An 8,460-nucleotide genomic window follows, 5' to 3' on the forward strand; every position below is an offset into this window, starting at 1 on the left:
GTTCGGGTATCGGGATAGGAACTGCCTGAAAGGCGGACGTAGAAGTGCGGGGATTGGCCTGAGATCGGTTTTTCTCGATGCTTGCGCAATACGACTAACCAGGAGATTAACCAAGGCTGTGCCTGACAGGCAGCGGTCATCTTCCTCGGTTCGTTCACCACTTCGGTAGTGCGGAGGCTTCGCATCCGGATTGGCTTCCCTGGCACCTACAATCCAGCGATAGGACTACCGCCTGGAAAGGAGCGCGCCATGGCTGCATACCTGATCGCCGATGTCGATATAACGGACCCCGCCGCTTTCGAAGAGTACAAACGAGAAGTCCCTGCCACCGAAGCGCGCTATGGTGGGAAATATCTGGGCCGTGGCGGTCCAACGAAAGTTCTCGAAGGCGACTGGCAGCCGCATCGTCTCGTTATCGTCGAGTTCCCGGACATGGAGTCTTTGCTGGCCTGGTATGACTCGCCGGAGTACGCCCGTCTCAAGACGATCCGCAAGCAATGTGCGAAGACAAGGATGATTGCGCTGGAAGGCGTTGCGGCTGTCACCGCATAGAAAGTCGTGCGTTGTTGTTGTCGCGGGCTGGAGCAACGCTGCGCCGGTACAAGCTTTTCCGCTGAAGCGACAGCGTCGGCCCATGCGAATTCCGTCACCAACCGGCGCAACGATTCTGCCAAGAATCAACCCGGCTGGTTGCAAGTTCAGCATTGAAACACCCTTTAATGTGCCGCGGTGTAGACACTCTGGCGGATGTCGATTCAGTACCCATCGTCCAGCATTGCATATGCGGGGACGGCTGTCTGGCCCCGCATTTACGGGCCCCCGAGGAACCCCCCGGACCCCGGGGGCTTCTTTTTACGGTGCTCAATGGCAACGGCCGTAGTACCTATTCCACCTATGCCTGGTATTAGCGGACTCTCCAATTCCGCCAGGGTGCCAAAGTCAATCTTCTCGAGTGTGAGCTTGCTGGATGACCAGATCAGGTTTTCCGGCGGCGTACGGATGTTGCCTTGCCCCCGGCGCCTTTTGCCGCAACCAGCAGATCGTAGAGCAGCTTCGCCGCCGGCGGCAGCGCGCGGCCTCGCCGGGATATGAGGCCAAGCGTGCGGGTCACCCGAGGCTCCGTAAGGGGGATCGCCGTCAATGCCTTGTGGCCTTCCGGCGGTAGCGCCATCCGCGGCACCACACCGATTCCCAAACCAGCCTGCACCAGACTGACAAGCGCAGGCACGTGGTGGACTTCACAGAACCAGCGCGGCTTGGACGGTACGCGCGCCAGCGCCTGATCGATGAGAAAGCGATTGCCGCTGCCTTGCGCGAGCGTGATGTAGTCGTATTGACCGAGGTCCGACCAGTTCAGCGTCTTTCTGCCCGCAAGGGGATGGTCGACCTGGCATGCGACGACGAACGGCTCCTCCATCAGCGCTTTGAATTCGATGTCGGCCTCCTGGGTCCCGATGTAGGTCAGGCCAAAGTCGGCATTGCCGCGAGTCACCGCAAGCAAGACGTCCGCTGAAGACTCATCCATCACGCGCAGCCGGATCAGCGGATAGCGCCGATGGAATTCCGCCACGACGGACGGCAGGAAGTACCCTACCGCCGATGGAACACACGCAAACGTGACCTCGCCGGACAGCCTCTCGGCGACATCGCGGATGCCGAGCATCGCTTCTTCCAGGTCGTTCAGGACATTGCGCGCCTTGGAGATGAATGCACGTCCGACGGCGGTCAACTCGACCTTCCGGGTCGTGCGTACAAACAGCTCCACGCCAAGCGCTTCCTCCAGCTTGTCAACACGCCGTGACAGGGCTGATTGCGAGAGGAAGAGTACTTCGGAAGCGGCGCGGAAGCTCCCGAGGTCGGCAACGGCAAGAAACGCACGTAAATCGGCAAGGTCGAAATTCATGTGTTGAACGCAAGAATCCTTCGAATCTTTGCACTTTACACGGAAATGGCGGGCATAGATCATGGCCTCACCAAACGTTGCCAGGAGCGGAGGCCAGCTTGCGAGGGGTGGAGACAACCTCGGAGCGATGTGCATCCTGGCTTGCTCACGAAATGCCATCTCGACAGTAGAGCCGATATGAATTCCGAAGAAACCGATACGACCCCGGCGCCTGATCTTGCGCCTCCACATTCCACCGCGCGTCGTGAACGGCGACGCCGTGGGGTGCTGTTGGCGTTCTCCGTCGCGACGGCCTGCATCGGAATGCCGATGCAGGCGCAGGCCCAGCCATGGACGCCGGTCAAGCCGATTCGGCTGATCGTGCCGTATGGGCCCGGAGGCAGTTCCGATGTCATCGCGCGCTCCATCGCAGCGGAAATGTCCAGGAACCTGGGGCAACAAGTCATCGTGGATAACAAGGGCGGCGGCCAGGGCATTGTCGCCATGCAAGACGCAGCGCGCGCGACGCCGGATGGCTACACCATGGTGCTGGGACACGTCGGCACCCTGGCGGTCAATCCGGCGATGATGCCCCGGCTGCCCTACGATCCGGAGAAGGACTACGCTCCCGTGACGCTGTTGGCCAAGGTGCCCATGGTCTTTGCGGTCGGCCCTGGCGTCAATGCCAGGTCTTTAGCCGACTTCGTTTCGCTCGCAAAGGCAAAGCCAGGCAAATTGACCTATGGCTCTGCCGGCAACGGAAGCGCGGGGCACCTCGCCTTCGAAATGCTGAAAGTCACGGTGCACGCCGATCTGCTGCATGTCCCTTACAAGGGAACTGGTGCGCAAATGACCGATCTGCTGGCCGGCAATATCGATGCTGCCGCGGCGGGACTTCCCGGATTTCTTCCGCACGTGAAAGCGGGCCGGTTACGCATCCTGGCCATAGGAGCAGGCCAGCGCCTTCCTGCTATCCCGGATGTGCCTACCGTGGCGGAGCAGGGCTATCCCGGCTTTGAGAGCTCCCAGTGGTTCGGACTGCTGGTTCCGGCCAGGACGCCGACTGTCGTCGTCGAGCGCTTGCATGCTGAAGCCGTGAAGGCGCTGAACAGCCCCGCGGTACGCCATCGGCTGGCCGAAGATTCCAGCACCCCGATGGGGCAAGGCCCCGAGGAATTTGCCCGATTTATCCGGACCGAACGGAATCGCTGGGGTGCTGTGGTTCGCAGCGCCAACGTCAAGGCCAACTAGGCATCCGGCACCAGTTCCTCCTTGTTTCAACGATCTCCCGCTGTACCAACACAATTGAGTAACCTCTATGAATGGACATACGGACAGCCGCACAACCTTGCCGGAGGCGGCGCTTCGCGACCTTGGCAGCCAGGCGTTCCAGGGGTTGGGGCTGACCCCCGCCGATGCTGATGAAGTCGTCAACCTCCTTGTGATGGCCGACCTTTTTGGCCTTTCCACCCACGGCCTGAGTCGGATCGAGTCTTACGGCGAACGTCTCGACGTTGCCGGCATTGCCGCACGGCCCGCGATCAAGGTCGAACGTGTTGCCAGCGCGCTCGTCAAGGTGGACGGGGGCAACGGCGTTGGCCCATTGGTCGGCATGAAGGGCCTGAGGGCCGCGATGGAAGTGGCCGGGGAATGCGGCATCGGGATGGCGCTGGTGCGGGGCAGCAATCATTTCGGTCCTGTTTCGCCCTACTGCCATATCGCTGCGGAGGCAGGCTTTGCAAGCATGATCGGGAGCAATGCCACCACGACCATCGCGCCTTGGGGCGGCAGTGACGCTCGTCTTGGCAACAGTCCGCTGGGCTTTGGCGTGCCCGGTCACGACGGCGCCCACTTCATGCTCGACATGGCCATGAGCGTCGTCGCACGCGCTAAGATCCGCAATGCGCTCAAGGCGGGAGCGCCGATCCCGGATACCTGGGCAACGGACAAGCATGGACGCAAGACCACCGACCCGGCCGCCGCGCTCGATGGTTTCCTGCTCCCAATAGGCGGTCACAAAGGCTATGGCCTCGCGCTCGTGGTGGACTTGTTCGCCGGCTTGCTGTCCGATGCGGCTTACCTGACCCACGTGAAATCCTGGGTCGACGCGCCGGACGAGCCGCAGAACCTGGGGCACTTCTTTATCCTGATCGACACCCGTCGGCTCGGCTCCGCCAGATGGCTCGCCGATCGCATGAAGGATTTCGCGGCCATCCTGCACGGCTGTCCTGCCGCAGAGGAAGGCAAGCCCGTGATCGTTCCCGGTGAGATTGAATTGTCCAACATGGCGCGACAGCGAGAACACGGCATGACGATCGACGCATCCGTCTTGTCACTGCTGAAGCATCACGCCGCAAGACTTGCGGCCTGAGGGAGCCTGGCCGCGTTGCGGCCAGGCAGCGCGCTACATACTGTGTCTGGAACTACCAGCCATCGACCATGACTTCTTCAGATTTCATTGCCACGACCAGCCCTCACGTTGTTTCCGAGCTGGCGCCAAACGGCGTGCTGCGGGCGTCGATCAACGTCGGCAATCCTATCCTCGCCAACCTGGACGCCGACGGACAACCCTTTGGTGTCTCGATCGATCTGGCACGCGAGTTCGCGCGCCGGCTAGGGCTGGAGGTTGAACTGACCGTGTTCGACTCCGCCGGCAAATCCGTTGATGCGGTGACGAACGAGCAGGCGGACTTCGGCTTCTTCGCCATCGATCCGGTGCGAGGCGCCGGCATTGCCTTTACCGCTCCCTACGTGCTCATCGAAGGGGCATACCTGGTACGCGAGGGCTCTGCCATTCGGGCAAACGACGAAGTCGATCGGCCCGGCCGACGCGTCACGGTCGGCAAGGGAAGTGCGTACGACCTTTTCCTGACGCGCGAACTCAGGCACGCCGAGATCGTGCGGGCCCCGACTTCTCCCACGGTAGTGGACGTTTTCATCGAGCAGGACCTGGACGTCGCGGCCGGCGTCAGGCAACAACTGGAGGCTGACGCCGCACGCGTGCGTGGGCTGAGGCTGCTGCCAGGACGTTTCATGGTTATCGAGCAGGCGATGGGACTGCCCAGGGCGCGCAGCCATGCTGCCGTTACCGTGCTGACTCAATTTGCGGAAGATATGAAGGCTAGCGGCTTTGTTGCCTCGGCCTTGAAGCGGCACGGTATTGAGGGCGCGTCGGTGGCACCTGCGCGGTAGGGAACGCTTGCTGTGCAGCACGACCTGCCGGCGTGCCCCGTCAATGTCGCATCAGGGCATTTCCGCAGGCAAGGGAAGGGAGAAAACCTTCCCTTACCTGCCAATTGGCGCCGCCCGCGGCAAACGGCACGACAAAGCGGATCGTCTTGTTTGGCCACTGGCCTTGTGCGCACCGGCGTAGCGGCGATAAGGCCTGCCGTGGCAAGCAGGCACAGGGTGAATCGGTTTTTCATCCATTCCAGTCCTCGCCTCACTCCTGAACTTCTGGCGGCCGTCGGAAGCTGATCGCGAGCCGGTTGAACGCATTCATCAGGCTGATCGCCATCGTCAGGTCAGCAAGCTCCTTTTCACTGAAGACCGCCGCGGCAGCGTGGAATGCGTCATCAGGAACGTGCGTATCGGAAACGCGCGTCACAGATTCAGCCCAGGCAAGCGCTGCCTGTTCGCGTTCACTGAAGCGCGCGCCGGCTTCATGCCAGACCTGCACGAGCGCGAGCTTGCCGACTGACACGCCTTTCTTCACCAGGTCGCGCGTGTGCATGTCCAGGCAGTACGCGCAGCCATTGATCTGGCTTACGCGCAGATAGACCAGTTCCACCAGAACGGCATCCAGCCCTGACTGCATGATGTAGCCGTAGACGTTGCCGAATGCCTTTACGCCGCCGGGGGACGCTTTTGTATAGTCCAGCCTCATTTCTTGCTCCCTTCGAAAGTCGTCAGTTCCTTGTCGTCGCTATCCACCACAAACACGGCCAGAAGCTTGGCGGGCTTTGACTTGCTCGCGTTGCGACTGACGGGATGGTGCGATCCTGGTTCCTCGTAGAAGCTCTCTCCGGCCTTGTAGATGCGTTCCGGCCCGTCGCCGACCTTGCTCGCAATGCTGCCCGAGACGACATAGGCATAGATGAATGCTGACCTGGCGTGGTAATGCGGGGCGGAGGCGCCACCCGGCGGATAGCGCACCTCCAGTGCGATGAGCGACTTCCCCGGAATGTTGGTGATGGATCGGGAGAAATTCTCCTTCACCGTGTCACCGGTTCCATGCGCGGCTGCGGCGCCACAAAGTGCCATGGCGGTTGCGGCCACGAGTGGCAGAAGAAGGCGTTGCGGTTTCATCTCTATCTCCTTGGTTGGACTTGGGATGGCAGTTCGGGTGTTAACTACGACTGTATTAGTCGTAGTAAAGATAGTGGATAGCGCAGCGGAGTGCAAGCCCGGCGCGCATGGCGGCGGTCAAGCGCTTGCAAAAAAATCTTGCGCAGCACAACTACGACTACTATGATCGTAGTTAAGGGCGGAGAGCAGGCGCTTGCCGAATCGATCGTGCGCGCCACGCAGCACAGTTGGCCCCCTTACGAAACCCAGGTTTGATTCAGGAGCATGAAAGATGTCCAAACGTATTCTTGTCATCGGCGCCGGCTTCGCCGGCATGTGGAGCGCACTGGCTTCGGCCCGTCTGCTTGACCAGGTCGGCCGCACCGACGTGGAAATCGCCCTTGTCGCACCGGAGCCAGAGCTTCACGTCCGTCCTCGCCTCTACGAACAGAATCCGAACGGGATGAAGGCGCCGTTGCAAGAGATCTTCAAGGCCGTTGGCGTCCGGTTCATCCAAGGCAGGGTCGAGCACATCGATGTTGCAAACCGGGAGGTGAGCGTTGCCGGCGTTGGCGCGGATACGTCGCGCCAGCGCATCAGCTATGACCGTCTGGTGCTGGCTGCGGGAAGCCGGCTGTTCCGTCCGCAGATTCCGGGGCTGGAGCAGCACGCGTTCAATGTCGACCAGGTCGCCGACGCTGCGCTACTTGAAGCGCATCTCCATGGGCTGGCCGCCCGTCCGGAAAGCGCCGGACGCAATACGGTGGTGGTGGCCGGTGCCGGCTTTACCGGTATCGAGACCGCTGCGGAAATGCCGACGCGCTTGCGCGAAGTCCTTGGTGAGGAGGCCGCCGTGAACGTGATCATGGTGGAGCGCAATGCCGCGATTGGCCCAGACCTGGGTGAGGGTCCTCGGCCAGTCATCACGCAGGCGCTGACTGAACTGGGCGTGACATGGAAGCTCGGCTCAGGTGTTGCGGCCGTCGATGCGAAAGGCGTCACGCTCGAGAGCGGTGAACGCATCGAAGCGGACACTGTGATCTGGACGGCCGGCGCCCGCGCCAGCGCGCTCACCGCACAGATCCCGGCTGAGCGGGATCATTTTGGCCGGCTGCATGTGGATCGCAACCTGAAGGTCAAGGGGGTCGACGCGGTGTTCGCCACTGGCGATTGCGCCTATGCCGCGACCGATGACGAAGGGAACTTCGCGATGATGTCTTGCCAGCACGCCATCAGTCTTGGCCGATCGGCCGGACACAATGTGGCGGCAGACCTGGTGGGCGAGGCGCCGATGCCTTATAGCCAACCGAAGTACGTGACGTGCCTGGATCTGGGGCAGTGGGGCGCCGTGTACACGGAAGGTTGGGACCGGCAGGTGACGATGACGGGGGGCGTTGCCAAGGCGCTGAAGACGCAGATCAATACCGAGTGGATCTATCCGCCGAGAGCGGACCGTGCAGAAGCGCTTGCGATGGCTGACCCAAGCCTGGTCGTTGTTGCCTGACAGCGGGCAGGAAGGAAAGAGGGCGATCCACCGGATCGCCCTCTTTGCATTTCTTCTGCGCAGTAACAGGAGATGAGACCGAATACCCTCAGGCGCTCTTCTTTGTCTTCGCGCGGCTGGGTTCCGGCTTGTCGCCGCGCCGGTGGGCCGCCCGATCCGACAACCATCTGACCACGTGTACGCCGTAGCTGGCGGGTGCCTTGTCGATGGTGCGCTGGGCAAGGTCGGCCAGGGTGTGCTGCTTCAACTCCGCACGCATGGCTTTCTCCGCCGCCTGCATGACCGCATCTATCGAGCAAACGCCACGCGTCGCCCATGCCGGCGCTTCATCTTCGAAGACGGCGCAGCGGCTACGGACCTCGCGGCAGTCGAACAGCGGCTTGTCACCATCGATGGCGACCACCACGTCGTGGACGGTGATGCGGTTCGCGGGCCGTGCGAGCCGGAATCCACCCTTGATGCCTTCCGTGGCCACCACCAACTCGGCCTTGGCCAGCTTGGTGAACAGCTTGGCCAGGAACTCGCTTGGAATGCCCTGGAGCTCAGCCAGGTCGCGGACACTCGCTTCCTCCACCGCAGCCTGGGAGCGCGTCAGGTAGAGCAGGCAGTGGAGGCCATATTCGACGCCTGTACTGATGAAGGACATTGTTAACTCGGACTGGTTTGATCGTAGTAGATAGCGTATACAACTCTGGACTCTACCGCAAGCACGCTTACTCACTATCCCGCCCCCTTACTTCCCCCGGTGTCTTATTCACATCTGAGGGTGCGGACGAAGGGTGAGGGG

9 protein-coding genes are annotated in these 8,460 nt (G+C 61.7%); 5 read left to right on the forward strand and 4 right to left on the reverse strand.

All coding sequences use genetic code 11. From position 1 onward, the window contains the following. Positions 1-249 precede the first annotated feature (249 nt). Positions 250-552 (forward strand): DUF1330 domain-containing protein, encoded by a 303-nt coding sequence (locus AB1I47_RS32755; protein WP_354687811.1) that lies wholly within the window; start codon positions 250-252, stop codon positions 550-552. A gap of 424 nt (positions 553-976) precedes the next feature. Here AB1I47_RS32755 and AB1I47_RS32760 read toward each other — a convergent pair whose 3' ends face one another. After that, the gene (locus AB1I47_RS32760; RefSeq protein WP_354687812.1) at positions 977-1,903 is read right to left on the reverse strand and encodes a LysR family transcriptional regulator; all 927 of its coding nucleotides are present in this window, start codon (positions 1,901-1,903) and stop codon (positions 977-979) included. Between the two features lie 303 nt (positions 1,904-2,206). On the opposite strand from AB1I47_RS32760, the gene AB1I47_RS32765 reads away from it, so the two are divergent. The 3 genes from AB1I47_RS32765 to AB1I47_RS32775 all read left to right on the forward strand — a co-directional run bounded on the left by AB1I47_RS32765 (position 2,207) and on the right by AB1I47_RS32775 (position 5,074). Beyond that, on the forward strand, positions 2,207-3,133 hold the full coding sequence (locus AB1I47_RS32765) for a Bug family tripartite tricarboxylate transporter substrate binding protein (protein WP_407935951.1): 927 nt from the start codon (positions 2,207-2,209) through the stop codon (positions 3,131-3,133). 67 nt (positions 3,134-3,200) lie between these two features. After that, positions 3,201-4,253, forward strand: coding sequence for an Ldh family oxidoreductase (locus tag AB1I47_RS32770; RefSeq protein WP_354687814.1), 1,053 nt, complete (start codon positions 3,201-3,203; stop codon positions 4,251-4,253). 68 nt (positions 4,254-4,321) lie between these two features. Continuing rightward, positions 4,322-5,074 carry an ABC transporter substrate-binding protein gene (locus AB1I47_RS32775; RefSeq protein ID WP_354687815.1) on the forward strand — a complete coding sequence of 251 codons (753 nt, stop codon included), beginning with the start codon at positions 4,322-4,324 and terminating at the stop codon, positions 5,072-5,074. 250 nt (positions 5,075-5,324) lie between these two features. On the opposite strand, the gene AB1I47_RS32780 is transcribed toward AB1I47_RS32775, so the two are convergent. Together AB1I47_RS32780 and AB1I47_RS32785 are read right to left on the reverse strand one after the other, a co-directional pair. Continuing rightward, positions 5,325-5,768 (reverse strand): carboxymuconolactone decarboxylase family protein, encoded by a 444-nt coding sequence (locus AB1I47_RS32780; RefSeq protein ID WP_354687816.1) that lies wholly within the window; start codon positions 5,766-5,768, stop codon positions 5,325-5,327. Beyond that, on the reverse strand, positions 5,765-6,190 hold the full coding sequence (locus tag AB1I47_RS32785) for a cupin domain-containing protein (protein WP_354687817.1): 426 nt from the start codon (positions 6,188-6,190) through the stop codon (positions 5,765-5,767). The genes AB1I47_RS32780 and AB1I47_RS32785 overlap by 4 nt, the downstream gene beginning before the upstream one ends. A 271-nt stretch (positions 6,191-6,461) precedes the next feature. On the opposite strand from AB1I47_RS32785, the gene AB1I47_RS32790 reads away from it, so the two are divergent. Continuing rightward, positions 6,462-7,673 (forward strand): NAD(P)/FAD-dependent oxidoreductase, encoded by a 1,212-nt coding sequence (locus AB1I47_RS32790; protein ID WP_354687818.1) that lies wholly within the window; start codon positions 6,462-6,464, stop codon positions 7,671-7,673. A gap of 88 nt (positions 7,674-7,761) precedes the next feature. Here the strand turns inward: AB1I47_RS32790 and AB1I47_RS32795 are convergent, their stop codons facing one another. Next, on the reverse strand, positions 7,762-8,319 hold the full coding sequence (locus AB1I47_RS32795; RefSeq protein ID WP_354687819.1) for an RrF2 family transcriptional regulator: 558 nt from the start codon (positions 8,317-8,319) through the stop codon (positions 7,762-7,764). Positions 8,320-8,460 lie beyond the last annotated feature (141 nt).

The sequence above is a fragment of the Cupriavidus necator genome (genome assembly GCF_040578825.1).
Classification (GTDB): Bacteria; Pseudomonadota; Gammaproteobacteria; order Burkholderiales; family Burkholderiaceae; genus Cupriavidus; species Cupriavidus necator_E.

What these genes read in the sequence shown, in the direction of transcription:
- AB1I47_RS32780 (WP_354687816.1), bottom strand. Translation starts at nt 5,768, where the DNA reads ATGAGGCTGGACTATACAAAAGCGTCCCCCGGCGGCGTAAAGGCATTC.
- AB1I47_RS32775 (WP_354687815.1), top strand. Translation starts at nt 4,322, where the DNA reads ATGACTTCTTCAGATTTCATTGCCACGACCAGCCCTCACGTTGTTTCC.
- AB1I47_RS32755 (WP_354687811.1), top strand. Translation starts at nt 250, where the DNA reads ATGGCTGCATACCTGATCGCCGATGTCGATATAACGGACCCCGCCGCT.
- AB1I47_RS32760 (WP_354687812.1), bottom strand. Translation starts at nt 1,903, where the DNA reads ATGAATTTCGACCTTGCCGATTTACGTGCGTTTCTTGCCGTTGCCGAC.
- AB1I47_RS32790 (WP_354687818.1), top strand. Translation starts at nt 6,462, where the DNA reads ATGTCCAAACGTATTCTTGTCATCGGCGCCGGCTTCGCCGGCATGTGG.
- AB1I47_RS32795 (WP_354687819.1), bottom strand. Translation starts at nt 8,319, where the DNA reads ATGTCCTTCATCAGTACAGGCGTCGAATATGGCCTCCACTGCCTGCTC.
- AB1I47_RS32770 (WP_354687814.1), top strand. Translation starts at nt 3,201, where the DNA reads ATGAATGGACATACGGACAGCCGCACAACCTTGCCGGAGGCGGCGCTT.
- AB1I47_RS32785 (WP_354687817.1), bottom strand. Translation starts at nt 6,190, where the DNA reads ATGAAACCGCAACGCCTTCTTCTGCCACTCGTGGCCGCAACCGCCATG.
- AB1I47_RS32765 (WP_407935951.1), top strand. Translation starts at nt 2,207, where the DNA reads ATGCCGATGCAGGCGCAGGCCCAGCCATGGACGCCGGTCAAGCCGATT.